At 66.7% G+C, this 25,623-nt stretch carries 21 protein-coding genes; 2 read left to right on the forward strand and 19 right to left on the reverse strand.

Features of this window, described 5'->3' with window-relative positions; all coding sequences use genetic code 11:
* Entirely contained in the window at positions 1-531 is a 531-nt protein-coding gene (locus tag ON41_RS28190) for a CGNR zinc finger domain-containing protein (RefSeq protein WP_040750971.1), read from the reverse strand.
* A gap of 38 nt (positions 532-569) precedes the next feature.
* Here ON41_RS28190 and ON41_RS28195 point away from each other — a divergent pair, with 38 nt between their 5' ends.
* Complete coding sequence (locus ON41_RS28195; protein ID WP_040750972.1) at positions 570-1,502, forward strand: EamA family transporter; 933 nt, start codon at positions 570-572, stop codon at positions 1,500-1,502.
* Positions 1,503-1,580: 78 nt separating this feature from the next.
* Positions 1,581-1,994 (forward strand): hypothetical protein, encoded by a 414-nt coding sequence (locus ON41_RS28200; RefSeq protein WP_040750974.1) that lies wholly within the window; start codon positions 1,581-1,583, stop codon positions 1,992-1,994.
* Between the two features lie 186 nt (positions 1,995-2,180).
* Here ON41_RS28200 and ON41_RS28205 read toward each other — a convergent pair whose 3' ends face one another.
* From ON41_RS28205 to nusG, 18 genes are all read right to left on the reverse strand, one after another.
* Positions 2,181-6,134 (reverse strand): DNA-directed RNA polymerase subunit beta', encoded by a 3,954-nt coding sequence (locus ON41_RS28205; protein WP_040750975.1) that lies wholly within the window; start codon positions 6,132-6,134, stop codon positions 2,181-2,183.
* A 94-nt stretch (positions 6,135-6,228) separates the two neighbouring features.
* Positions 6,229-9,714: a DNA-directed RNA polymerase subunit beta gene (rpoB, locus tag ON41_RS28210; RefSeq protein WP_040750977.1), complete on the reverse strand. Its 3,486-nt coding sequence runs from the start codon at positions 9,712-9,714 to the stop codon at positions 6,229-6,231.
* A 471-nt stretch (positions 9,715-10,185) separates the two neighbouring features.
* Complete coding sequence (locus ON41_RS43195; protein WP_246460980.1) at positions 10,186-10,632, reverse strand: hypothetical protein; 447 nt, start codon at positions 10,630-10,632, stop codon at positions 10,186-10,188.
* 335 nt (positions 10,633-10,967) lie between these two features.
* Positions 10,968-11,693: a hypothetical protein gene (locus tag ON41_RS28220; protein ID WP_051162668.1), complete on the reverse strand. Its 726-nt coding sequence runs from the start codon at positions 11,691-11,693 to the stop codon at positions 10,968-10,970.
* 63 nt (positions 11,694-11,756) lie between these two features.
* Entirely contained in the window at positions 11,757-12,998 is a 1,242-nt protein-coding gene (locus ON41_RS28225) for an MCE family protein (RefSeq protein ID WP_040750980.1), read from the reverse strand.
* A gap of 55 nt (positions 12,999-13,053) precedes the next feature.
* On the reverse strand, positions 13,054-14,319 hold the full coding sequence (locus ON41_RS28230) for an MCE family protein (protein ID WP_083905695.1): 1,266 nt from the start codon (positions 14,317-14,319) through the stop codon (positions 13,054-13,056).
* The gene (locus ON41_RS28235; RefSeq protein ID WP_040751110.1) at positions 14,316-15,563 is read right to left on the reverse strand and encodes an MCE family protein; all 1,248 of its coding nucleotides are present in this window, start codon (positions 15,561-15,563) and stop codon (positions 14,316-14,318) included. The genes ON41_RS28230 and ON41_RS28235 overlap by 4 nt, the downstream gene beginning before the upstream one ends.
* A 17-nt stretch (positions 15,564-15,580) precedes the next feature.
* Positions 15,581-16,591 carry an MCE family protein gene (locus ON41_RS28240; protein ID WP_083905696.1) on the reverse strand — a complete coding sequence of 337 codons (1,011 nt, stop codon included), beginning with the start codon at positions 16,589-16,591 and terminating at the stop codon, positions 15,581-15,583.
* Positions 16,591-17,679 (reverse strand): MCE family protein, encoded by a 1,089-nt coding sequence (locus ON41_RS28245; protein WP_040750983.1) that lies wholly within the window; start codon positions 17,677-17,679, stop codon positions 16,591-16,593. Before ON41_RS28245 ends, ON41_RS28240 begins: the two co-directional genes overlap by 1 nt.
* The gene (locus tag ON41_RS28250) at positions 17,676-19,022 is read right to left on the reverse strand and encodes an MCE family protein (protein ID WP_040750985.1); all 1,347 of its coding nucleotides are present in this window, start codon (positions 19,020-19,022) and stop codon (positions 17,676-17,678) included. The genes ON41_RS28245 and ON41_RS28250 overlap by 4 nt, the downstream gene beginning before the upstream one ends.
* Positions 19,019-19,885, reverse strand: a complete 867-nt coding sequence (locus tag ON41_RS28255) for an MlaE family ABC transporter permease (RefSeq protein WP_040750986.1) — start codon at positions 19,883-19,885, stop codon at positions 19,019-19,021. Before ON41_RS28255 ends, ON41_RS28250 begins: the two co-directional genes overlap by 4 nt.
* Positions 19,885-20,679, reverse strand: a complete 795-nt coding sequence (locus tag ON41_RS28260) for an MlaE family ABC transporter permease (protein ID WP_051162671.1) — start codon at positions 20,677-20,679, stop codon at positions 19,885-19,887. The genes ON41_RS28255 and ON41_RS28260 overlap by 1 nt, the downstream gene beginning before the upstream one ends.
* An 11-nt stretch (positions 20,680-20,690) precedes the next feature.
* Complete coding sequence (locus ON41_RS28265) at positions 20,691-21,767, reverse strand: ABC transporter ATP-binding protein (protein ID WP_040750988.1); 1,077 nt, start codon at positions 21,765-21,767, stop codon at positions 20,691-20,693.
* Positions 21,768-22,009: 242 nt separating this feature from the next.
* On the reverse strand, positions 22,010-22,393 hold the full coding sequence (gene rplL, locus ON41_RS28270) for a 50S ribosomal protein L7/L12 (protein ID WP_040750990.1): 384 nt from the start codon (positions 22,391-22,393) through the stop codon (positions 22,010-22,012).
* A gap of 42 nt (positions 22,394-22,435) precedes the next feature.
* Positions 22,436-22,987, reverse strand: a complete 552-nt coding sequence (rplJ, locus tag ON41_RS28275) for a 50S ribosomal protein L10 (protein WP_040750991.1) — start codon at positions 22,985-22,987, stop codon at positions 22,436-22,438.
* A 474-nt stretch (positions 22,988-23,461) separates the two neighbouring features.
* Positions 23,462-24,175 carry a 50S ribosomal protein L1 gene (rplA, locus tag ON41_RS28280; RefSeq protein WP_040750994.1) on the reverse strand — a complete coding sequence of 238 codons (714 nt, stop codon included), beginning with the start codon at positions 24,173-24,175 and terminating at the stop codon, positions 23,462-23,464.
* 99 nt (positions 24,176-24,274) lie between these two features.
* Positions 24,275-24,709 (reverse strand): 50S ribosomal protein L11, encoded by a 435-nt coding sequence (gene rplK / locus ON41_RS28285; RefSeq protein WP_040750996.1) that lies wholly within the window; start codon positions 24,707-24,709, stop codon positions 24,275-24,277.
* A gap of 68 nt (positions 24,710-24,777) precedes the next feature.
* Positions 24,778-25,572, reverse strand: a complete 795-nt coding sequence (gene nusG / locus ON41_RS28290; protein ID WP_040750998.1) for a transcription termination/antitermination protein NusG — start codon at positions 25,570-25,572, stop codon at positions 24,778-24,780.
* Positions 25,573-25,623 lie beyond the last annotated feature (51 nt).

Consider the following 25,623-nt stretch of genomic DNA (forward strand, 5'->3'; position numbering starts at 1 on the left):
TCACTTCCTGCGGGCGCGGTAGGCGGCGACGGCGTTCCGGTTGCCGCAGGCGGTACTGCAGTAACGACGGGAGCGATTGCGGGAGATATCGAAAACTATTCCGGCGCAAGAAGAGTCGGCGCAGATCGCGAGGCGGCTCAATTCGTCGCTGCGAATGAGGTCGATCATGGCCATGGCCGTTTCCACGGCGATGCGCACGGCCAGCGGCGCGTCCGGCGTCACGGCATGCACGTGATAGTCGACGTCGCCGTGGCGGACCAGCTGCGGTATCGCGCGATGCTCGGCGAGGATGCCGTTCACCAGCCGGACCGCCGTATCGCGGTCGCTGGTGAGCAGCCGGCGCAGCGGGGCGCGCAGCGCGCGGACCTCCGCGAACTCGGCTTCGGTCCCGGTGTGGACGCCGGTGTAGGCATGCCGGACGAAGAACGCGTCGAGCTGGGCGATCTCGGTCAGCGTGTCCGGCTCCTCCGCCGAATTCACCAGCTCCACCGCCGCGGCCATCGAATCCACGGTGTCATGATCAAATGCCATGTTGACAGATTACCAAGGCCGTCTTAGCGTCATTAGCCATGGCGACGTTGACCAATGACAGGCCGGTACGGGCGCGCACTGGGCTCGGCCTGATTCTCGCGGGAGCGTCGGCCTCGTCGTTCGGGTTGTCCGGGCCGCTGGCGCGCGGGTTGATGGATGCGGGCTGGAGCGCCGCGACGGTGGTGGCGGTGCGGGTGTTGCTGGCCGCGGCCGTACTCGGTCCGATCGCCCTCTACCAACTCCGGGGAGACTGGAACCTGCTGCGGCGCAATACTTCCCTGATCCTCGCCTACGGACTGTTCGCCGTCGCGGGCACTCAGCTCGGCTACTTCAACGCTGTGGCGCATATGCAGGTCGGGGTGGCTCTGCTGATCGAGTACACCGCCCCGATCGCGGTGGTGGGCTGGCTGTGGGTGCGCCATCGCCGGCGCCCGGGAGTCGCGACGGTCTGCGGCGGGATACTCGGAATCCTGGGCCTGATCCTGGTTCTCGATCTCCGCTCCGGGCTCTCGGCGAGCTGGGTGGGCATCGCCTGGGCGCTGGGCGCGATGGTGGGCGCGGCCGGATATTTCCTGTTGTCGGCGCACGGCGACGGCTCGCTGCCCGGCACCGTCCTCGCCACCGGCGGCCTGCTGATCGGTGGCCTCGGCCTGCTCGCGGCGGGCGCCGCCGGCATCCTGCCGATGGCCGCGACCGCGAATCCGGTGACGTTCCGGGGTTTCGAGACGCCGTGGTGGGTCCCGATTCTCGCCCTCGGCGTGGTGACCGCCGCGATCGCCTACGTCACCGGCATCGCCGCCACCCGCCTGCTCGGATCCCGACTGGCCTCGTTCGTGGCGCTCGGCGAGGTCCTGGCCGCCCTCATCTTCGCCTGGGCGCTGCTCGGCGAGACACCCCGCCTTCTCCAATTCCTCGGCGGCGCATTGATTCTCACCGGCGTCGTCATCGTCCGCCGCGGCGAGGACGGCTAGCGCGCGACCACACCTTGTCGGTCCCCCGCGCTACCGTGAACGAGCCTGGTCACGCAGGCCACGACAAGGGGGGATTCGATGAATACCGTGCCGCTTTCCGACGCCACCACCCAGCACATCCAGCTCGAACTGCTCCGCCGCGCCGGCTTCAACGCCTTCGACGGTCACCGGGTGGCCGCGAGTCTCGAACGGCACGAGGATCTCTGGCTCGCGGCCTGTATGGACCGCCTCGGCGTCACCTGGCGCCACGACCCGGAGCGCCTGCCCAGCGGATCCCTGATCAAACTCCGCGACCTGCGCGGCAACCACTGGAACGCCGACACCCTCTTCGTCCTCACCGACAACCGCTACCAGGCGCGCACGGTGGCCCGCCTCGCCGTCGAGGAGCGCTGGCACCCCGACGACATCACGGTCCACACCGACGAGGAGGCCGCCGACGCCCTCGGCATGGGCCACCACACCCACGGCCTGGTCAGCCTGTGGTGGGACTGAGGCCGTGCCCGCATGCACATGGCCCGGCACGACGTACACAGGTCCCGCGACCACAGGCCCCACACGATATACACAGGTCCCGCGACGACAGGTCCCACACGATATACACCGGCCCCGCGCGGAGACGCAAAGGGCCCCCGCTCCGTTCTTTGGAGCGGGGGCCGAATGCTGGTGTCTCCTACCGGATTACCGGTAGTCGCTGAAACCGTAGTCGTCCAGCGGGACCGCCGCACCCGTGGTCTGGCCGAAGCCGTCCGGGGTGTAGTAGGTGTCGTCGTAGGACGGCACCGCGTAGGCGGCCGCGCGGGCCTCCTCGGTCGGCTGCACCTGGATGTTGCGGTAGCGGTTGATACCGGTACCGGCCGGGATCAGCTTGCCGATGATCACGTTCTCCTTCAGGCCGATCAGCTTGTCGGAGCGGCAGTTGATCGCCGCGTCCGTCAAGACACGAGTCGTCTCCTGGAAGGAGGCCGCCGACAGCCACGAATCGGTGGCCAGCGACGCCTTGGTGATACCCATCAGCACCGGGCGACCCGAGGCCGGCTCGCCGCCCTCGGCCACGACCCGGCGGTTCGAGGCCTCGAAGTCGGCGCGCTCGACCAGCGAACCGGGCAGGAACTCCGTCGCGCCCGAGTCGATGATCGTGACGCGGCGCAGCATCTGCCGCACGACGACCTCGATGTGCTTGTCGTGGATGGACACACCCTGCGACCGGTAGACCTCCTGGACCTCGTGGACCAGGTGGATCTGCACCTGACGCGGACCCATCACGCGGAGCACCTCGTGCGGATCGGCCGAACCCTCGAGCAGCTGCTGGCCGACCTCGACGTGGTCGTTGTCCGACAGCAGGCGCTCGGAGCCGTCGTCGTGCTTGTACACCCGCAGCCGCTGACGCTTCGACAGCTTGTCGTAGAGCACCTCGTCCGAACCGTCGTCCGGAATGATGGTGATCTTGTAGAAGCGGTCGTCGTCCTCCAGCCGCACGCGACCCGACACCTCGGCGATGGGCGCCTTACCCTTCGGCACACGAGCCTCGAAGAGCTCCTGCACGCGGGGCAGACCACCCGTGATGTCGTCACCGGCGACACCACCCTGGTGGAAGGTACGCATGGTCAGCTGGGTACCGGGCTCACCGATGGACTGGGCGGCCACAATACCCACCGCTTCACCGACGTCCACGAGCTTGCCGGTCGCCATCGAGCGGCCGTAGCACATCGCGCAGACACCGGTGCCGGAGGTGCAGGTCAGCACCGACCGGACCTTGACCTCGGTGACGCCCGCGTCGAGCAGCGCCTCGATCGCCGGATCGCCGATGTCGTGGCCCTTCTCGACCACGACGTTGCCGTTGGCGTCGACGATGTCGACGGCCGCGGTCCGGGCGTAGGTGCTGGTCTCGACGTGCGCGTCGCGGATCAGGCTGCCGTCGGGCATCTTCTCCGCGATCCGGACGTTGATGCCACGCTCGGTGCCGCAGTCCTCCTCGCGGACGATGACGTCCTGCGAGACGTCCACCAGACGACGGGTCAGGTAACCCGAGTCTGCGGTGCGAAGCGCGGTGTCGGCCAGACCCTTTCGCGCGCCGTGGGTGTTGATGAAGTACTCCAGCACCGTCAGGCCCTCGCGGAACGAGGACTTGATCGGCCGCGGGATGAACTCACCCTTCGGGTTGGTCACCAGGCCCTTCATGCCCGCGAGGGTACGAGTCTGGGTGAAGTTACCCGTGGCGCCCGAATCGACGATCGTGATGATCGGGTTGTCGGCCGGGTAGTGCGCGCGCAGCGCCTTACCGACCTCTTCGGTGGCCTCCTGCCAGATCTTCACCAGGGCGTTGTTGCGCTCCTGGTGATCGAGGGCACCGCGCTGGTACTTCTTCTCGATCTGGTCGGACTGCTGCTCGTACCGCTCCATTATGTCGGCCTTCTCCGGCGGAACGAGCACGTCCGACATGGAGACGGTGACACCCGAACGCGTGGCCCAGTAGAAGCCGGCGTCCTTGAGCTTGTCGACGGTCTGCGCGACCACGATCATCGGGTAGCGCTCGGCGAGATCGTTGATGATCGCCGCCTGCCGCTTCTTCGGCATGATCTCGTCGATGAACGCGTAGTCCGCGGGCAGCAGATCGTTGAACAGCACCCGGCCCAGCGTGGTCTGGGTGGTCCACGCGTCACCGGGCTGCCAGCCCTCGGGGAACAGCTCGGCCTCGACGGTGCGCGGCGGACGCTGGTCGGTCAACCGCACCTTGATCAGCGACTGCACGGTCAGCTCGGAGCGATCGACCGCCATCTGCGCCTCGGCCGGCGAGGAGTACACGCCGAACTCCGGCTCGTCCTTGGTGGCGGGCCGGTACTCGCCCTTCGCGCCCTCGACGCGGCGGGTCAGGTAGTACAGACCGGTCACCATGTCCAGGCGCGGCATGGCCAGCGGGCGGCCGGACGCCGGGGACAGGATGTTGTTCGACGACAGCATCAGGATGCGGGCCTCGGCCTGCGCCTCCGCCGACAGCGGCAGATGGACGGCCATCTGGTCACCGTCGAAGTCGGCGTTGAACGCCTCACACACCAGCGGGTGCAACTGGATGGCCTTACCCTCGACGAGCAGCGGCTCGAAGGCCTGGATACCCAGGCGGTGCAGGGTGGGCGCGCGGTTCAGCAGCACCGGGTGCTCGGCGATGACCTCTTCGAGGACGTCCCACACCTGGGCGCGCTGCCGCTCGACCATCCGCTTGGCGGACTTGATGTTCTGCGCGTGGTTCAGGTCGACCAGGCGCTTCATCACGAACGGCTTGAACAGCTCGAGGGCCATCAGCTTGGGCAGACCGCACTGGTGCAGCTTCAGCTGGGGACCGACCACAATAACGGAGCGACCGGAATAATCGACGCGCTTACCGAGCAGGTTCTGCCGGAAGCGGCCCTGCTTACCCTTGAGCAGATCCGACAGCGACTTGAGCGGACGGTTACCGGGACCGGTGACCGGCCGGCCACGACGGCCGTTGTCGAACAGGGCGTCCACCGACTCCTGCAGCATCCGCTTCTCGTTGTTGACGATGATCTCGGGCGCGCCCAGATCGATCAGTCGCTTGAGGCGGTTGTTGCGGTTGATGACGCGGCGGTACAGGTCGTTCAGGTCGGAGGTCGCGAAGCGGCCACCGTCCAGCTGCACCATCGGCCGCAGCTCCGGCGGGATCACCGGAACGGCGTCGAGCACCATGCCCATCGGCGAGTTGCCGTTGGTCTGGAACGCGGCGACGACCTTCAGGCGCTTGAGGGCGCGAAGCTTCTTCTGCCCCTTGCCCGTCCGGATGGTCTCACGCAGGTTCTCGGCCTCGGCCTCGATGTCGAAGTTCTGCATGAGCTTCTGGATGGCCTCGGCGCCCATCGCACCGGTGAAGTACTCGCCGTAGCGGTCCTGCAGCTCGCGGTAGAGCACCTCGTCCACGATCAGCTGCTTGGGAGCCAGCTTGGTGAAGGTGCTCCAGATCTCGTCGAGCCGGTCCAGCTCGCGCTGGGCCCGGTCGCGCAGCTGGCGCATCTCACGCTCGCCGCCGTCCTTCACCTTGCGGCGGACGTCGGACTTGGCGCCCTCGGCCTCCAGCTCGGCGATGTCGGCCTCGAGCTTCTGGGCACGAGCCTCGAGATCGGCGTCGCGCTGATCGGCGACGGCCTTCTTCTCGACCTCCATCTCCGCCTCGAGCGTGGACAGCTCGTTGTGGCGCAGATCGTCGTCGACGGTGGTGATCACGTACGCGGCGAAGTAGATGATCTTCTCGAGATCCTTCGGCGCCAGGTCCAGCAGGTAGCCGAGCCGGCTCGGCACACCCTTGAAGTACCAGATGTGGGTGACCGGAGCGGCCAGCTCGATGTGGCCCATCCGCTCGCGGCGCACCTTGGCGCGCGTCACCTCGACACCACAGCGTTCGCAGATGATGCCCTTGAAGCGCACGCGCTTGTACTTGCCGCAGTAGCACTCCCAGTCCCGGGTGGGACCGAAGATCTTCTCGCAGAACAAGCCGTCCTTCTCCGGCTTGAGCGTGCGATAGTTGATGGTCTCCGGCTTCTTGACCTCACCGTAAGACCAATTGCGAATGTCTTCGGCGGTAGCCAAGCCGATCCGGAGTTCATCGAAGAAGTTGACGTCTAGCACGTAACTTCCTTTCCCCTGTTCGGGTTGAGTTTCGAGCAAAATTCGCTAGTTCCACCGCCCCCGAGGGCAATACGCCCTCGGGGACCGAATCGGCTCACTGCGCCAGATCGTCTACGGTCGCAGCCTCGTTGCGGGACAGGTTGATTCCCAGGTTCGCCGCGGCGCGCTCCAGGTCCTCGTCCTCGCCCTCGCGCAGCTCGATGGCCGCGCCGTCGGACGACAGCACCTCGACATTGAGGCACAGCGACTGGAGCTCCTTGAGGAGCACCTTGAAGGACTCGGGAATGCCCGGCTCCGGGATGTTCTCGCCCTTGACGATCGCCTCGTACACCTTCACGCGGCCCACCACGTCGTCGGACTTGATGGTCAGCAGTTCCTGCAGGGTGTAGGCGGCGCCGTAGGCCTGCATGGCCCAGCACTCCATCTCACCGAAGCGCTGACCACCGAACTGCGCCTTACCACCCAGCGGCTGCTGTGTGATCATCGAGTACGGGCCCGTCGAGCGCGCGTGGATCTTGTCGTCCACCAGGTGGTGCAGCTTCAGGATGTACATGTAGCCCACCGCCACCGGGTACGGGAACGGCTCGCCGGAACGACCGTCGAACAGCACCGCCTTACCGTCGGCGTTCACCATCGCCTCACCGTCACGGTTGGGCAGGGTGGACCCGAGCAGACCGGTCAGCTCGTCCTCCTGGGCGCCGTCGAACACCGGGGTGGCGATGTTGGTATCGGGCTCCTGGCCCCACATCTCCTCCGGCAGGTCCTTCGCCCACTCCGGATTGCCCTCGACCTTCCAGCCGGCCTTGGCGACCCACCCGAGGTGGGTTTCCAGGATCTGGCCGATGTTCATACGACGCGGCACACCGTGGGTGTTCAGGATGATGTCGACCGGCGACCCGTCGGGCAGGAACGGCATGTCCTCCTTGGGGAGGATCTTGCCGATGACGCCCTTGTTGCCGTGGCGGCCGGCGAGCTTGTCACCGTCCTGGATCTTGCGCTTCTGGGCAACGTAGACGCGGACGAGTTCGTTGACACCGGGAGGCAGATCGTCGTCGTCATCGCGGGAGAACACCCGGATGCCGATGACCTTGCCGGACTCACCGTGCGGCACCTTGAGCGACGTGTCGCGGACCTCGCGGGCCTTCTCGCCGAAGATCGCGCGCAGCAGGCGCTCCTCCGGGGTCAGCTCGGTCTCGCCCTTCGGCGTGACCTTGCCGACCAGGATGTCACCGTCGCGGACCTCGGCACCGATCCGCACGATGCCGCGCTCGTCGAGGTCGGCGAGGACCTCGTCGGAGACGTTCGGGATGTCGCGGGTGATCTCCTCGGCGCCGAGCTTGGTGTCGCGGGCGTCGATCTCGTGCTCCTCGATGTGGATCGAGGTGAGGACGTCCTCCTCCACGAGGCGCTGCGACAGGATGATCGCGTCCTCGTAGTTGTGGCCCTCCCACGGCATGACGGCGACGAGCAGGTTCTTGCCGAGCGCCATCTCACCGTTCTCGGTGGACGGACCGTCGGCCAGCACCTGACCGTGCTCCACGCGCTGACCCTCGTCCACGATCGGACGCTGGTTGGCGCAGGTGCCCTGGTTGGAGCGCGAGAACTTCCGCATGCGGTAGCTGCGGCGGGTGCCGTCGTCGTGCATGACGGTGATGTAGTCGGCCGAAACCTCCTCCACCACACCGGCTTTCTCGTTCACGACCATATCGCCGGCGTCGACCGCCGCGCGCAGCTCCATGCCCGTGCCGACCAGCGGCGACTCGGCGCGGATCAGCGGCACGGCCTGCTTCTGCATATTCGCGCCCATGAGGGCACGGTTGGCGTCGTCGTGCTCGAGGAACGGGATCATCGCCGTCGCGGCCGACACCATCTGGCGCGGCGAGACGTCCATGTAGTCGACCTCGCGCGGGGAGACGAACTCCATCTCCTCGTTGCCGCGGCGGGCGAGCACGCGGTCGTCGAGGAAGTTGCCGTCCGCGTCTACGGCCGAGTTGGCCTGGGCGCGGACGTGGCGGTCCTCCTCGTCGGCGGTCAGGTAGACGACCTCGTCGCTCACCCGGCCGTCGGTCACCTTGCGGTACGGCGTCTCGATGAAGCCGAACGGGTTCACCCGCGCGTACACCGACAGGGTGCCGATCAGGCCGATGTTCGGGCCTTCCGGCGTCTCGATCGGGCACATGCGGCCGTAGTGCGAGGGGTGCACGTCGCGGACTTCCAGGCCGGCGCGCTCGCGGGACAGACCACCCGGGCCCAGCGCCGACAGGCGGCGCTTGTGGGTCAGACCCGACAGCGGGTTGTTCTGGTCCAGGAACTGCGACAGCTGCGAGGTGCCGAAGAACTCCTTGATCGCCGCCACGACGGGACGGATGTTGATCAGGGTCTGCGGCGTGATGGCCTCGACGTCCTGCGTCGTCATGCGCTCGCGCACGACGCGCTCCATGCGCGACAGGCCGACCCGGATCTGGTTCTGGATCAGCTCGCCGACGGTGCGCAGGCGACGGTTACCGAAGTGATCGATGTCGTCGACCTCGACGCCGACCTCGACGCCGCCGGGAACGGTCATCTCCCGGTCGCCCTGATGCAGGCGGACCAGGTACTCGATGGTGGCGACGATGTCCTCGCGGGTCAGCACCGAACCGGTGACCGGCTCGCCCGCGTTCACGCCCAGCTTCTTGTTGACCTTGTAGCGGCCGACGCGGGCCAGGTCGTAGCGCTTCTCCTTGAAGAACAGGTTCTCCAGCAGGGTCTGCGCGGACTCCTTGGTCGGCGGCTCGCCCGGACGCAGCTTGCGGTAGATGTCCAGCAGCGCCTCGTCCTGACCGGCGGTGTTGTCCTTCTCCAGCGTGGACATCATGATCTCGGAGAAACCGAAGCGCTCGGCGATCTCCTCGGTCGTCATGCCCAGCGCCTTCAGCAGCACGGTGACCGGCTGGCGACGCTTGCGGTCGATACGCACGCCGACCGTGTCGCGCTTGTCGACGTCGAACTCGAGCCACGCGCCGCGCGACGGGATCACGCGAACGCTGTGCAGCAGCTTCTCGGTGGTCTTGTCGATCGACTCGTCGAAGTACACACCCGGCGAACGCACCAGCTGCGACACCACCACACGCTCGGTGCCGTTGATGATGAACGTGCCCTTGTCGGTCATCATCGGGAAATCACCCATGAAAACCGTCTGCGACTTGATCTCACCGGTGTTGTTGTTGATGAACTCCGCGGTCACGAACAACGGCGCCGCGTAGGTCATATCCTTGTCCTTGCACTCCTCGATGGAGGCTTTGACCTCTTCGAAGCGTGGATCGGAGAAGGACAGGGACATCGATCCCGAGAAGTCCTCGATCGGGGAGAGCTCCTCGAGCACCTCCTCGAGCCCGCCGACGGGACTGACGTCGCCGCGGGCGCTAGCCCGTTCCCGCCAGTCCGGTGAGCCGATCAGCCAGGCGAACGATTCGGTTTGTAGATCGAGAAGACCCGGAACCTCCAAGGGCTCGCGGATCTTCGCGAAAGACACCCGCTTCGGGGCTCCGGGGATACCGGCCTTGGTCTGGGTGGAGACTGCCAAGATGCGTCCTTCCAGCACCTCACGCGGGCCGCGGTGGTGCCAGTACGTACGTGACACCACAGCGACCGTCGCTTGTCTTTGCTACGAATTCCGCTGGTCACAACCCGAACGAAACCCGAACAGCAAAAAACGGAAGTAACACCTCGACGGTGGAACTTTCGTAGATGCGATCAAGGTAAGGACAGGAGGCAGCCAGCGCAAAGACCTAACCTACACCCTTACAGAAGGGGTGTCAAAGTACCATCCGAACCACGTTTCGGACGGCTGGCGCGCCGGGACCCGTTTTCCGCTGGCTGCGAGCGGGCCCTCGGCGGCGCGTCCACCCGGGCCCCAGGCCCTGTGACAGCTGCCGCTGTTGTGAATAGCGTGACGGGTCGGACGAAACTCGTCAAGTGTAGGAGGCGGCAAATCCCCTGCTGACCCCGCTTCGAACTCCCCTACCGCCCTGGTGAATCGACCGCTGAGCTGTGGAGATTGCCAGTCGTTAGCTCAGCGGTCGGTGATTTCACTGGCCAGCCAGTGGCCGTCGATCTTCTGCATGTGGAGGACCACCGGCCCCGAGGCGCTCTCCTGCGGGACATTGTTCTTGGTCGCGCTCACCGTCAGGTTCACCAGCAACTCGGCGCGATCACCGGTGAGCAAAGTCACACCGATCGGTTCCGGAGTCGCTTGCGCGGTCGACTGGGCCTGCTGGATGGCGGAGACGGTGGTGTCGGCGAACTTGTCGAAGTCACCGCGCATCTTGCCCGTCACGACCTGGTGCACGGCGTCCTTGTAGCCGCCCACGGTCTTGACGTCGTAGGAGTAGACCGTCTTCAGCGCGTGATCGGCCGCCGCGGTCACCTCCTGCGTCGCCTCCGTATCGACGAACGCCTCGTTCCCATCCGCCACCCCCGGCCGGAAGAACGCCACCACCGCGAACGCACTCAACAGCACAGCCGCCACCAGCAGCCCAGCCGCCAGGCCCCACGACGACCGAAGCCCACTCGTTTTCGAGGGGTTCCGGCCAAAAACGCGCCGGAAAAAAGAGGTTTCGGGGGCGGCAGGGGCGGGGCGGGTGGACGACACTCCGGCTACAGACCGGGCCGGCGTATCGGACGTGGAACGCGTGGAACGGGATTCACCACCCGCACGCTTGGCGCGACGGGCGGCCACGGCGCCCTGGCGGGCGGGCCGCTCGGAGCCTTCCGATTTCTTGGGAGCCCCCTCGGTCGGCCGGAGGCGGTTGGAGACCTTGTTGACGGGTCGGCGCGAGTTCATACGTCTACCTCCTACGATCCCGGCTGGCCCGGCGCGGGCGGCGCGGGGGTGTCGCCGGGAGCAGGCGCGGGGTTGGGGCCGGGGGCGGGCTGGCCGGGGGCGCCGGTCATCTCGGGCGCGTTCAGCGGGACCATCTGCCCGAGCGAATTCGCCTGCTCGGTCTTCCAGTCGTCACCCGCCTTGGCCATATCAAGCGTCCAGGTGGCCCGGAAGGACTGCACCGGCACATTCGGCGCGGTCTGGGTGAGCTGCAGGACCACGATCGCCGAGGCCTTGTCGCGCTCGCTGTTCAGCGAGTTCAGCGAGGCGCCCAGCACCTTGGCCTCGATCTTGGTCTTGGAGTTCTGCGCGGCCTGCTTGATGCGGTCGCGGTTCTGGTCGAGCTGGGCCAGCATGTCCCCGGTCATCGACGACTTCATCAGATCGATCGAGCCGTCGACGTTGTCCGGATTCATCGAGGACAGGTTGATCGCGGCCTGCCGCGCCGAATCCAGCGCGGTGTCGCGGGCGTCGGCGCGCGGGCCGTCGGTGAACAGCGCCGCGCGCACCCATCCCCCGCCGAGCCAGGCGGCCGCGACCACCGCCACGACCAGCCACACCGCAGCTACTGCGGTGATCACCGTCCGCAGCCGTCCGCGCGAGGCGGCATCGGCCGGGCGTTCCGCAGTCGGCGGGGCGTCCGCGGTGGCGGGCTCCGGCGCGGGCTGCGCCGGCGGGGTGGTCAGATCAGAACTCACAGCGACACCCTAGCGTCGTCGGTTTTCCGGGTTCATAGACCCGGGTCGGAGCTGTGCCCGCCGTCACCGCTTCGGGGTCACCCCGATGAGGGGAGCCAACTGGGCGGCAACCGGATTCAGGTTCAGCTTCTCCGGGTCGGTCTTCGGCGTCGAATCCCACGGCTGCTGCACGCTCGGATCGGCCAGATCCGCGCGCTCACCACCGCGTACCGCGGTCGGATTCCCGAACGGCACAGTGCATTTCGCGTCCGTGTTGAACGGGAAGTCGTCGCGGGTGTCGTCGAAGTTGGGGTTCTGCGCCTTCATCTGTTCGAGGATCCGCTGGGTGCCCTCGTAGCCGACGGTGCAGGCGGGCGGGTTGTTGACCTCCAGCACCAGGCCGAAGTGGCTGGTGTTGTCGCCGGGCGCGGTGGCCGAGCCGCCGATCGACAGCAGCGGCAGCATCTGCACCAGCGGCGCCAGCGCGTAGTACTTCGGCGAGACCGCCAGCAGCAGCGACCGCAGGTTGGTCAGATCCTTGGTCAGCGGGTCGGCGCTCTGGGTCAGCAGATTCCCGATCGCGTTGCCCGCGTCGGCGCCCGTGCCGATCAGCCGGCGGATGTCGGGATCGTTGGCGCGCAACTGGATCGCCAGCTTGTCCAGGCCGTCGCTGAACCGGCGGATCGCGGGCGACTGCTCGCTCTGCGTGCCGAGCACCGTCTGCGCGTCGCGGATCAGGTCGAGGGTCTGGGGCATCGCCTCGACACCGGTCTGGCTGAACTTGTTCAGCGAGTCGATGAGGATGCGCAGGTTGTCGCCCTGGCCGTCGAGCGCCGTGCCCAGTTCGGTGACGGTGCTGGAGAGGGCCCGCAGATCGGTGGTGCTCGCGAAGTGGTTGACGCTGGCCAGCAGGTCCTCCACCCGGATCGGGATCTCGGCGCCGTCGATCACCGACCCGTCCTTCAGGTACGGGCCGCCGGAGGTAGACGGAACCAGGTCGACGAACTGCTCGCCGATCGCCGACCGGTTGGCAACCGAGGCCTTCGCGGTCTGCGGCACCTTCGGCTTGCCCGAATCCATCTCGAGGTGGACGACCACCCCGTCGGGGGTGATGTCCTGCGCGCCGACGCGCCCGACCGGGACGCCCCGGTAGGTGACCTCCGCGCCCTTGGACAGGTTGCCGGTCTCCTTCATCTTCACCCGCACGTCGTACTGGCCGAAGCCCAGCATGTGGTCGAGCTTGATGTACTTGCCGCCGACGAACACCACGCCGACCACCGCGATCACGGCGAACGCGATCAGCTGGTACCGCACCAATTTACTCACGACGTCACCTCGCCAACGCTCGGCGCCGTCGCCCGGGGGTGCTGTCTCGTTGTCCTCACCGCGGCTTCACTCCCAACTGCTCCAGGATCGAGCCGATCGGGTCACCCGGTCGACCGTCGGCCGGAGCGACGACGGTCGGCGGCAGCGGCAGCAGCGACACCGTCGGCCACCCGGGCCGCGGACCGTTGCCGTTGTAATACGGGTTGCTCGGATTCACCGGCACCGGCGGGCCGTAGGGCGGCGGGATGTAGACCGGATCCTGTTTGCCCACACCGAGATTCGACAGCGTGGTGCCGATCTGCAAGTCCACCGACAGCCAGGTGTTCACCGAGCCGCCGATGGCGGACTTGATCGCCTCGTCCGGGAACGGATAGGTCGGGATCAGCGGGAACGCCGTCACCAGGTCCGGCGCCGAGCGGCCCAGCTCCTGGAGGGTCGGGCGCAGCGCCTGCAGGTCGCGGATCAGGTTCGCGTTGGACTTGTCGAGCACGTCGAATCCGGCCTGGCCCACTCGATCCAGCTGTTGCAGCAGTCCGATCAGCTGCGGGCGCTGTTCGTTGAGCACCTTCACGCCGGCGGGCAGCTCGTCGAGGATCTTGCCGATCTGCTCGGTCTGCTGGCCGACCCGCGTCGAGAGCGTGCCCAGCCCGTCCAGCGCGTGCTGGATGTCATCGACCTGCTGATTCAGGCCGGTGATGAGGGTGTCGGCCTGGTCCAGCAGCGAGCGGACCTTGTCCTCGCGGCCCGAGAGCGCCTTGTTCAGCTCCACCACGATCGGCTGCAGCTGTGCCACGCCACCGCCGTTGAGCAGCAGCGACAGCGCGCCGAGCACCTGCTCGACCTCGGTGGCGTGCCGGGTGCGCTCGACCGGGATGACCGCGCCGTCCCTCAGCTGGTCGGCGGACGGATCCTGTTTGGGCGCGGTGAGTTCCACGAACTTCTCGCCCAGCAGATTGGACTGCTTCACCTCGGCAAGCGCGTTGGCGGGCAGCTTCACCGACGAATTGACCAGCGTGTGCACGCTCGCGGTCCAGCCGTCGGCCGCCACATCGATCTTGTCGACGCGCCCGACGGCCACACCGTCCACCTTCACCGCCGACTGCGGCACCAGGTCGAGCACATCGTCGAACCGCACGTCGATGCGCATCGGGTTGTCACCGATGTCCGCCCCGCCGGGCAGCGCCACGCTGTAGATGCCGTCGGAGGCACAGGAACTCACCAGCACGGCCGAGATGCCGATCACCGCGGCCGCGGCGAAACCTCGCGCCCTGCCGCCCTTTTTCCGGCGCGCTTTCGGCCGGAATCCCGCAACGGCACTCATCGCGGACCACCTTCCTGCTGGGACGGCGGCAGCTGGTTCGACGGGGTGCCCGGGACGGTGCCGGGCACGGGGGCGCGCTGCTCGTTCTCACCCGAGAGGATGCCGAACGGCAGGATCAGCGACGGGGTGACAACACCCTGTTTGACCTGGTCGGTGATCGTCTTGCACTGATCCAGGATCGGGCGCATCTGCCTGCTGATGGCGTCGAATTTCGGGTCCCCGGGCCGCAATTGGCCGAGGTCGAGCATCTTGCAGACCGCGCCGAACGGATTCTGCAGATCGGTGAAGTTGGCGCGCATATCGAGCGTGCCGGATTCGCCGTTGTGCACGTTGATCAGGTTGCTCAGCGCCAGCGGCAGCACCGGCAACAGGTTGGCCACGTCCTGGCGCTGGTCGGACAGGGTCTGGGTGAGGTGGGTCAGCGCCTCGGCGTTGTCCGCGATCAGATCCCGGTTGTTGTCGACGAATCGGGCCACGTCACCGAGCCCGACCGACAGCAGGTTCAGGGCCTGCCCGAGGTTCTGGCGTTCGTCGGCGAGGAATCCCGCCAGATCCGCCAGCTGCGTATTGAACTGCCGGACCTGCGCGTCGTTCTCGGCGAGCATGCGCACGAAGATCTGCAGGTTCTTGATGGTGTCGAAGATGTCGCCGCGCGCGTCGGACAGGTAGCGCGCCGCGTGCGACAGCTGCGCCAGGCTGTTGCCCAGCGCCTCACCGTTACCGGCCAGATTCGCCGACGACGAGCGCACCAGATCGTTCAGCGCGCCGTCCTTGTTGGCGCCCTCGGGACCCAGCGCGTCCGACAGCTGCGCGATGGATTTGTACAGCCGGTCGACCTCGACCGGAGTCGCGGTGCGCTCCTTCGGAATCGTCGCGGTGCGCGGCATCTTCGGACCGCCCTTGTAGACGGGCGTGAGCTGGATGTAGCGGTCGGACACCACCGACGGGGTGATCTGCGCGGCCTTGGCGTCGGCCGGAATGTCGTACTTCCGGTCGACCTGCATGGTCACCTTCACCTGCTCGCCGACCGGCTCGACCGAATCGACCTTGCCCACCGGCACGCCCAGGATGCGCACTTCCGAACCCTGGTAGATGCCGATCGACTTGTCGAAGTACGCGGTGATCTTGGTGGTGTTGTAGTGGTCGAACATCCACCACAGCACACCGGCCACGACGACCACCGCGGCCATACCGCCGGCGATGAGCATCTTGGTCCCGCGCCCGGCCTGCCGGAACGCGGTCATCGGATCGCGGCGGGCCATCAGTTGCCTCCCAGATTCCGGATCGGCGGACGATCACCCGGGATCTCCGGCAGCGCCGGCGGCGTCAGGTTGACGATCACCGCGTCGAACCAGCGCCCGGTGCCGAGCACGCTCGCGTACAGGCCGTAGAACGGCGCCGCCAGCGTCAGCGTCTTGGAGATGTTCTGCTGGTTGTCGTTCAACATATCGATGGATTTCTTGAGGTTCGTCAGCGCCGGGCCGATCTGTTCCTCGTTGTCGTGCACCAGCGCGGTCAGCTCGGCGGCCACCGTCTTGGCGCCCGTGAGCAGCTGCGAGATCGCCTGCTGGCGCACGTTCAGCTCCGCCAGCAGCTCCCCGCCGTTGGCCAGTAGCTTCTCGAATTCGGCGTTGCGGTCGGCGAGCACCTTGGTCGTCTTGTTCGTCGCGGCGAACAGCTGCTTGAGCTGCTCGTCGCGCTTGGCCAGGGTCTCCGACAGCCGGCCGACGCCGTCGATGGCGCCGCGGATCTCCGGCGGCGTCCCGGAGAACGCCTCCGACAGCACCCGCATGCTGGTGGCCAGCTGCGCGGTGTCGGTCTGCCCGATCTCCTTGGCCGCGTCCTGGAACGCCTCGGTGACGTCGTACGGAGAAACGGTGCGCGACAACGGGATCCGCTTCGACGGATCGGCGACGTGCGAACCCTTCGGATCCAGAGCCAGGTACTTCTGCCCCAGCAGCGTCTTGATCTGGATGGAGGCGGTGGTCGAATCGCCGATCCAGGCGTCCTTGGTGCGGAAGGCCACGACCACCCGGTCGCCGTCGAGGGTCACATCGGCCACCGCGCCGACCTTCACCCCGGCTATGCGGACCTCGTTACCCTTCTTCAGGCCCGCGGCCTCGGAGAATTCGGCGGTGTACTTGGTGCCGGCGCCGATGATCGGCAGCCGGTCCAGGAAGAACACCGACACGGTCATCAGCAGCACCAGGAACAGGCCCAGCCCGCCCATGAAGGCGGGGCTGCGCCTCCCCATCAGTTGGTGGTCGTCCATCAGCGGCCACCCTTTCCGTGACAACGCGGCGCCGGATTCGTGTACAGCGGCTGGTTCACCGTCGGCAGATCCGTGATGGCGGCCGGCAGGTTCAGCTGCGGCGCGTCCTTCGTGCCCGGACCGGCCACGATGTCGATACCGCACAGATAGAACTGGAACCAGGAGCCGTAACTCGCGGCGCGGCCCAGCTTCTCCATCTTGATCGGCAGGTTGGTCAGTCCCTCGTTGACATCGTCCGAGCGGTCGTTGAGGGTCCCGGTCAGCTGGTTCAAACCGGCGATCGACCCCTGCAGGGTCGGCCGCGTGGGCACCAGCAGGTCGGCGGTGGCCGAGGCCAGGTTGCCCAGCGACTGGACGGCCGAGCCGATCGTGCCCCGCTCGGCGTTCAGCCCGCTGACCAGCGCCTCGGTATTGATGATCAGATCGTTGAGCTGCCCGTCGCGCGAATTGATCGAATCCAGCACGGCATTCAGGTTCTTCACGATCTCGCCGATCACCGCGTCCTTGTCGGCGATCTTGTTGGTCAGGCTCGCGGTATTCGAGACCAGATCCTTGATGGTCCCGGACTCGCCCTGGAACACCTGGATGATCTCGTACGACAGCTTGTTGACGTCCTCGGCGGACAGCGTCTGGAACAGCGGGCGGAAGCCGTTGAACAGCGTGGTCAGATTCAGCGCCGGCTTGGTCCGGTCGAGCGGGATCGTCCCGCCCTTGCTGAGTTTGCGGCCCTGCAGCCCGGTGCCCTGCTCCAGCGCGATATAGCGCTGGCCGACGAGGTTGCGGAAGCGGATGGTGGCGGTGGTCGAGGCCGGCAGCCAATCCCGGTCGGTCAGCTCGAATTTCACCTCGGCCTGGTTGTGGCCGACCACCGCGACCTTGGTCACCTTGCCGACGCGCACGCCGGCGATGCGCACCTCGTCACCCGAGTTCAGCGATGTGACATCGCTGAAGCGGGCCTTGAATTCGGTGCCGCCGCCGGAGTAGTTGGCGATCGTGACGCCCAGCAGCGCCGTCGCGAGCAGCGTCACCACGATGAAGACGGCGAGCTTGGTCAGCGGCCCGCCCAGACCGCGTAAGGGCCCGCTCATTTCACACTCACCTCGCTTCCGCGCAGTGCCGGCGCGCCGATCCGGGACACCCAGCTCGGCACCTGATCCGGCGTGACGCCGTTGGCCGCACCGTAGATCGCGCCCAGCGTCTGCTGTTCGGCCGGGGAACCCGTCATCGTCGGCGTCCCGGCTCCGTACACCGAGAACTGCGCCGGCGGCACGTGGCCGATGTTCTGATCACCCGGGTTGCGGCTGGGCGGCTGGTACGAACCGTCGTTGCCCGAACCGGTCGGGTACTGGCCGGAATCGACGCCGTTCGGGTATTCGGGGAAGCACACCGGCGGACGCTGATCCAGCCAGCGCGGCTCGTCCTGGTTGGGCAGGTACTTGCCGCGCGTATTGGTGAGCGAGATCGACACCCGCGAACCGGGCGTGTCGGTGCCCTTGCCGAAGATGTCGTCGATGCGCGGCTTGAGCTGCGCGAAATTCTTGAACGTGCAGGCGAAGGTGGGCGAATAGGTGCCCAGCAGTTCCAGCGCGGTGCGCGAGTCCGCGGCGACGTCGATGATGTTGTCGCGGTTGGCCACCAGGAAGTCGGCCGTCTGCGCCGAAGTGGGCGTCAGCACCGAATAGAGCGTGTCGAGCTGCGAACGCTTCTGCACGACCGTGGCGTTGAGCGTGCGCAGGTTGTCGAAGGCGTCGACCAGCTGCGGCAGGGCGTCCGAATAGGTGTCGGCCACCGTGGCGAACTGCCGGATGTCGTCCTGCAGGGTCGGCATCACGCTGTTGATATCGCGGAAGATGCTGTCGAGCCGGTCGATGGTGTGGCCGAGCTCCTCGCCCTGTCCGCCGAGCGCCTGCGACAGCGCGCCGAGGGTGGAGGCCAGGTACTGCGGCGGAATCGCCTGCAGCAGCGGCAGCACCGTATCGAGCAGCTGGCTGACCTCGACCGCGTTACCGCTGGCGTCCTGCTGCAGGGTCATGCCGCCTTTCAGCGGCTGCCCGCTGGGCTGCTCGGGCCAGACCAGCTCCACGTAGCGCTCGCCGAACAGCGTCTTGGGCAGCAGCCGCGCGGTCACGTTGGACGGGATCACCTGGGCCTGATCCGGATTCAGCGCCAGGTGCAGCGTCACCTTGCCGCCGGTGGACTCGCTCGAGCGGACCTCGCCGACGGTGACGCCGCGGACCTTCACATCCGCGTTGCGCGTCAACGCGTTCCCGACGGTGTCGGTGATCAGGTCGACCTTCACGGTCTTGACCCACACCTTGTTGTAGGCCGCGATCGTGGTCCCCAGGAACAGCGCCATCACCACGAAGAACAGCACTCCGAGGGTGCGGACCCGCACCTTCTCGGTGGAGCGCCACAACTGCACCCCGTTCATCCGGCCACCCGAACCGTCGTAGTCGTTCCCCAGATCGCCAGGGACAGGAAGAAATCGAGGATGTTGATCAGCACGATCGACGCGCGCACCGCGCGGCCCACGGCCACGCCGACGCCGGCCGGGCCACCGGTGGCGTTGAACCCGTAGTAGCAGTGGATCAAGATCACTACGAAGGCGAAGACCAGCACCTTGAGGAACGAATACAACACGTCCTCGGGTGGCAGGAACAAACTGAAATAGTGGTCGTACGATCCGCTGGATTGGCCGTTGAACCACACGCTGATCTGCCGCGACGCCACGAAAGTGCCCAGCAGGCCGACGATGTAGAGCGGGATCACCGCGGTGAATCCGGCGATGACGCGGGTGGTCACCAGGAACGGCACGCCCGGCACCGCCATCACCTCGAGCGCGTCGATCTCCTCGGAGATGCGCATCGCGCCCAGCTGGGCGGTGAAACCACAGCCGACCGTCGCCGACAGGGCCAGCGCCGCGACCAGCGGGGCCAGCTCGCGGGTGTTGATGTAGCCGGTGAGGAAGCCGGTCAGCACACCGCTGCCGAGCGCGTCGAGGGCCTTGAAGCCCTGCAGGCCGACGACCACACCCACCGAGGCCGACATCATGACGACCACGCCGATGGTGCCGCCGATGACGGCCAGGGCGCCGGAACCGAAGGTCACTTCGGCCAGCAGCCGCATGACCTCTTTGCGGTAGTGCACCAAGGTGCGCGGAATCCACGCGATCGCCTTGGAGTAGAACGACATCTGGTCGCCGGCGCGGTCGATGACGTCGACCGGCCCGCGTAAGGCCTTACCGACCCGCCGCACACCTCTCACGAGGCTCGGGGAGCGCTGCGCGACGACCATCAGGAGCCCTTGGCGGGGACGACCTGCAGGTACACCAACGTCAGAACGAGATTGACGAAGAAGAGCACCAGGAAGGTGATCACCACGGACTGGTTCACCGCGTCACCCACTCCTTTCGGTCCCCCCTTCGGATGCAAACCCTTGTAGGCCGCGATGACACCGGCGATCAGGCCGAAGATGAGGGCCTTGATCTCGCCGATCCACAGGTCGGGCAGCTGGGCCAGCGCCGAGAACGAGGCCAGGTAGGACCCCGGGGTGCCGCCCTGCAGCAGCACGTTGAAGCCGTAGCCGCCGGCGATGCCGACCACCGAGACCAGACCGTTGAGGAGTACCGCGACCAGCATCATGCCGAGTACGCGCGGCACCACCAGCCGCTGCACCGGGTCGATGCCGAGCACCTCCATCGCGTCGATCTCCTCGCGGATGGTCCGCGAGCCCAGATCGGCCGCGACGGCCGAGCCCGCCGCGCCCGCGATGATCAACGCGGTCACGACGGGGGCGGCCTGCTGCACGGTTGCCAGCACACTGGTTGCGCCGGTGAACGACTCGGCACCGAGCTGCTTGATCAGTGAACCGGTCTGCAAAGCCACAACGGCGCCGAACGGGATTGCCACCAGCGCGGCGGGGAGGATCGAGACGCTCGCGATGAACCACGACTGCTCGATGAACTCACGCCACTGGAAAGGCCGGACGAACGTCTTGCGCGCAACACTGATGAGCAGCGCAAATATGTTGCCCGCCTGGGCAAAACCCGACTCGACCGAGGTGCGCAGCCGCGTCAGGGTTTGATTCACGATCGCGTATGTTACCCGTTGGTTGGGTTATGACGCACAGTGGTGTCGTACGCGCCGCCCTGATATTCCGGAGTGTTGCCGGTGTAGGCGGGCAGAACTTGTGTATCGCCGTTCTCGGCCAGGGATTCCTGGATCGCCACCTGGGCCGCGTGCGGCAGGGTGTGCATGATCTCCAGGACCCGCTGACGACGGCGCTCGACGCCCTGACGGAAGGGCATCCCGGGCGTGGCCTTCATCTGCGGGATGATGCCCTCGATCTCGTCGGCGCCGTTGTCGAGGTGGCCGGCGTCGGCGAGCGCCTGCTCGCGCGCCATCTGCGCCTCGTCCTTCTCCTCCGACATACCGATCGGACCGACCATGCGGCCGTTGAGGAACTGCTTGACCACCGGCTCCTCCGAGGTCAGCAGCACCTCACGCGGGCCGAACATGACCAGCTGACGACGGAACAGCATGCCGATGTTGTCCGGCACGGTACGAGCCAGGTTGATGTTGTGCGTGACGATCAGGATCGTCGCGTCGATCTGCGCGTTGATGTCGATCAGCAGCTGCGACAGGTATGTGGTACGCACGGGATCCAGACCGGAGTCCGGCTCGTCCACGAGGATGATCTGCGGGTCCAGCACCAGGGCGCGGGCCAGGCCGGCGCGCTTGCGCATACCACCCGAGATCTCGCCCGGCAGTTTGCCTTCCGCACCGAGCAGACCGGTCAGCTCGAGCTTCTCCATGACGATCTTCTTGATCTCGGATTCGCTCTTCTTGGTGTGCTCGCGCAGCGGGAAGGCCACGTTGTCGAACAGGTTCATCGACCCGAACAGCGCGCCGTCCTGAAACAGAACGCCGAACAACTTACGGATCTCGTAGAGCTCCTTGTTCGAGCACGTCGTGATATCCGTGCCGTCGATGAAGATCGAGCCGCGCTCGGGGCGCAGCAGGCCGATCAACGACTTCAGGAAGACCGACTTACCGGTACCGGAGGGGCCGAGCAGCGCGCTGACTTCCCCCGGTGGCAGCGTCAGCGTGACGTCCTGCCAAATCCGCTGCGAACCGAAAGACTTGGTGACCCCTTCGGTCCTGACCTCGACGCCCACGCCAACCTCCACGAATTCTTCTGACGAGCGCCCACGTGGACACGTCACAGCTATTCGGCGCGATGTGACGCGGCGCACTGGGGTGCGGTCACTGTATCGCATGCCGCTTGTCTCGGACACCCTACCTGACTCACCGGTAGAAACTTTGTCGCATAACACCACGCGACCGGGCCGGGTGTGCCGAAACGCCGAAGCGGGCGGCCCCGTGAGGGAACCGCCCGCTCCGGACAGACGCGACCGTCTTACTTGACGGACACCTTGGCGCCGGCCTCTTCCAGCTTGGCCTTGGCGGCGTCGGCAGCGTCCTTGGCGACCTTCTCCAGGATCGGCTTCGGGGCGCTCTCGACCAGATCCTTGGCCTCCTTCAGGCCCAGGCCGGACACGATCTCGCGCACGACCTTGATGACCTGGATCTTCTTGTCGCCCGCGCCCTCGAGGACGACGTCGAACTCGTCCTGCTCGGCCTCGGCCTCGGCCGGGGCGGCACCCGCGGCGCCGACAGCGGCGACGGCGACCGGAGCGGCCGCGGTGACCTCGAACTTCTCCTCGAACTTCTTGACGAAGTCCGACAGCTCGAGCAGGGTCATGCCGCCGATGGTCTCGAGCAGCTCGTCAACGTTGGCCATGATGGCTTCCTTTCGGTAGATGTCTTGTGTTGGGGTAATGGCTTATTCGGCATCGGCGGCCGGGGCGGCTTCGCCACCCTCGGCGCGCTTCTTGTCCTCGAGCGCGGCGAACAGGCGAACCACCTGGCCGGCCGGCGCGGCGAACAGGCCGGCCGCCTTGGTCAGGTTGCCCTTCATGGCGCCCGCCAGCTTGGACAGCAGCACCTCGCGGGACTCCAGGTCCGCGATGCGCTCGACCTCGGACACGGACAGCGGCGCGCCGTCCATGTAGCCGCCCTTGATGACGAGGGCCTTGTTCTCCTTGGCGAAGGTCTTCAGCGCCTTCGCTGCCTCGACCGGCTCACCGCTGATGAAGGTGATGGCGGTCGGACCGACGAACAAGTCATCCAGGCCTTCCACGCCCGCCTCGGCGGCGGCACGCTTGACCAGGGTGTTCTTGGCGACGGTATAGGTGGCATCAGCGCCCAGCGCCCGGCGCAGCTCGGTGAGCTTGCCGACCGACAGACCACGGTATTCCGTGATCACGGTGGCAGTGGAGTCCTTGAACCGCTCGGTGATCTGGTCGACCTGCGTGTGCTTCCACTGAATTGCCATACTCGCCTCCTCTCTGGATGGTCGGTTCCGTATGAACTACCGACGTCCGCAGGAGTCGCCCCGGCGACAAAGCTGACGCCCCGGACGCAGAGCGTTCCGGGGCGCACAAGAAATGGGCACGAGCGAACTCGCGCGTATTTCCCTACCTCGGTCCTCCCTGCGTGGGCCGCCGGCAATATCGCCGGACCTTCGACTGCCCGAGGGCAGCGACCAACGGTCTTCGGTAGAACGATGGGGGTGATCGCCGAACTGGCCGACGACCGTATTACAGAATAGCGGAACCCCGGCCCATCTGCCAAAACGGGTCCCGCGCCCACCGCGGCCTCCGCTCGACCACGCATTTCCCGGCACGCTTTTGGCCGGGATCCACACGGGAGATTCCGGCCAAAAGCGTGCCGGAAACGAGGGGGCGGGCGGAAACCCGAAGGGCCGGCACCCGATCGGGTACCGGCCCTTCGAAACCTGTTGCGCTACTTACGCATCCTCTTCGGTGAGGTTGCGGGTGCGGTTCGGGTCCACCGGGATGCCCGGTCCGGTGTTCGTCGAAATCGTCACCTTCTTGACGTAGCGGCCCTTCGCGGTCGAGGGCTTGAGGCGCAGGATCTCCTCGAGGGCGGCGCCGTAGTTCTCCACCAGGTTCTTGTCGTCGAAGGAGGCCTTGCCGATCACGAAGTGAAGGTTGGCCTGCTTGTCGACGCGGAAGTTGATCTTGCCGCCCTTGATCTCGTTGACGGCCTTCACCACATCGGTGGTGACGGTGCCCGTCTTCGGGTTCGGCATGAGGCCGCGGGGGCCCAGCACGCGCGCGATGCGGCCGACCTTGGCCATCTGGTCCGGGGTGGCGATCGCGGCGTCGAAGTCGAGCCAGCCGCCCTGGATCCGCTCGATCAGGTCCTCGGCGCCCACGGCGTCGGCGCCGGCGGCCTCGGCCTCGGCGGCCTTCTCACCGGCGGCGAACACGATGACGCGCGCGGTCTTACCGGTGCCGTGCGGCAGGTTGACGGTGCCGCGCACCATCTGGTCGGCCTTGCGGGGATCGACACCCAGACGGACGGCGACCTCGACGGTGGCGTCGGTCTTCTTGGTGGAGGTGTCCTTCGCCAGCCGCGTCGCGGCCAGCGGGGAGTACAGCTCGTTGCGGTCGACCTTGGCGGCCGCCTCGAGGTATGCCTTGCTTCGTTTTGCCATGATTCTCTGTCCTGTTCGTGGTTCAGACGTGGTTTCCGGGACTGGCCGTCCCTCCCACTTCACCCGCGCGCCGTGTTCCCGGCACGCTTTTGGCCGGGATCACTCGGAGATGGTGATACCCATCGAGCGAGCGGTGCCCGCGATGATCTTCGCCGCCTGATCGATGTCGTTGGCGTTCAGATCTTCCTGCTTGGTCTTCGCGATCTCCTTGACCTGGTCCATGGTGATCGTGGCGACCTTGTTGCGGTGCGGCTCCGGCGAACCCTTCTGGACACCGGCGGCCTTCAGCAGCAGCTTGGCGGCGGGCGGAGTCTTCAGCTTGAAGTCGAACGAGCGGTCCTCGTAGACCGTGATCTCGACCGGGATGACGTTGCCACGCTGCGACTCGGTCGCGGCGTTGTACGCCTTGCAGAACTCCATGATGTTGACGCCGTGCTGACCGAGCGCCGGACCCACGGGCGGGGCGGGGTTGGCCGCGCCGGCCTGGATCTGGAGCTTGATGAGCCCGGAGACCTTCTTCTTCTTGGGGGGCATCTTTCTTCCTTGGTATCGGTTCCTTACGGATTCCCGTAAGCCTGCTCCGGGGCGCGCCCCGGAAGTCCTTAGATCTTCGCGACCTGGGTGAACGCGAGTTCGACCGGGGTCTCGCGACCGAAGATCGACACCAGCACCTTGAGCTTCTGCTGCTCGGCGTTGACCTCGGAGATGCTGGCCGGCAGCGTCGCGAACGGGCCGTCCATGACGGTCACCGACTCGCCGACCTCGAAATCGACCTCGATGGCCGGCTTCGGGGCGACCTCGGTGGCGGTCTCGGCGGAGGAGGAGGCGTTCGCCGCGGCGGCGGGCTTCTTCTGCTGCTGCTCGGCGGGAAGCAGGAACTTGACCACGTCGTCGATGGTCAGCGGCGACGGGCGCGAGGTGGCGCCGACGAATCCGGTGACGCCGGGGGTGTTGCGCACCGCGCCCCACGACTCGTCGTTGAGCTCCATGCGCACCAGGATGTAGCCCGGCAGCACCTTGCGCTGCACGTTCTTGCGCTGGCCGTTCTTGATCTCGGTGACCTGCTCGGTGGGGACCTCGACCTGGAAGATGTAGTCCTCGAGGCCGAGATTCTGCACGCGGGTCTCGAGGTTGGCCTTCACCTTGTTCTCGTAGCCGGCGTAGGAGTGGACGACGTACCAGTCGCCGGGAGCGCGCCGCAGGGCGGCCTTCATCTCCGCGACCGGGTCGGCGGGCTCTTCGGGCTCTGCCGGGCTCTCGCTCTCGCCGTCGGTGCTAGCGTCCCCGCCGTCGGCCGGCGCGGAGTCCGCGGAGTCCTCGACGGCCTCGGCGGTGGTCTCGTCCACCACGTCCTCGACCGGGAACTCTTCGGTTGTGCCGTTCTCCGGGGTGCTCACTGGGGCACTCGCTTCCTGTGTCGTCACTAACTTCCTCTGCGTGCCGGAGGT

The organism is Nocardia transvalensis NBRC 15921, assembly GCF_000308875.1.
GTDB classification, from domain to species: Bacteria; Actinomycetota; Actinomycetes; order Mycobacteriales; family Mycobacteriaceae; genus Nocardia; species Nocardia transvalensis.